This window comes from Flavonifractor sp. An306, assembly GCF_002159455.1.
GTDB lineage: Bacteria > Bacillota > Clostridia > Oscillospirales > Oscillospiraceae > Flavonifractor.
In genome coordinates this window covers 1-626 of the sequence record NZ_NFIQ01000252.1, presented here as the reverse complement: position 1 = coordinate 626, position 626 = coordinate 1, and the positions used below count along the sequence as shown (strand labels likewise).

Below are 626 nucleotides of genomic sequence, written 5' to 3'. Positions count from 1 at the left end.
GCACCGTGACTATTGAGAACCTGCTGCCCGGCGTTTATACCGTCACCGAGCAGAGTGTGCCGGAGAATTATATCCTGGATACCACCCCTCAGCAGGTGACCTTGGAGCCGAATCGGGACGCCACGGTACAGTTCCAGAATTACAAGCGGCCCACACTGACTATCCACAAGGTGGACATCAACGGCAACGCCCTGACGGGGGCCATCTTTGAGGTCAAGACCAAGGCGGGCGTGAAGATCGGAGCCTTCCCCGTAGGCCAAGACGGTTCCATTACCATTGAGAATATCCACTTGGATGAGGGCTACTACATCGTTACCGAAATCCAGGCCCCGGAGGGCTACATCCTGGACTCCACCCCCCATGAGGTCTACCTGCGGCCCGGTAAGACCACCGAAATCACCATTGAGAACGAGAAGAAACCGGGCCTGACCATCAGGAAGATTGATTCCGTCACCGGCAATGCTCTGCAGGGGGCAAAGTTTGAGCTTTGGGTATTGCCACAGGATGCCCGGCAGATAAAAAGAGGTGATCATTACGGCAGAGCAAGACCATGTTACTAAAATTACAGAGGATAATCCGGATGCTTTTTGGGATTTGATTCATCAGGCAAAAACCGCTTGCGGCCA

The 626-nt window shown here is 54.0% G+C and carries 1 protein-coding gene; it reads left to right on the top strand.

Annotation, left to right across the window (positions count from 1 at the left end):
• On the top strand, positions 1-560 hold a 560-nt coding region (locus B5F88_RS20975; protein WP_275532965.1), incomplete at its 5' end, for a SpaA isopeptide-forming pilin-related protein.
• Positions 561-626 lie beyond the last annotated feature (66 nt).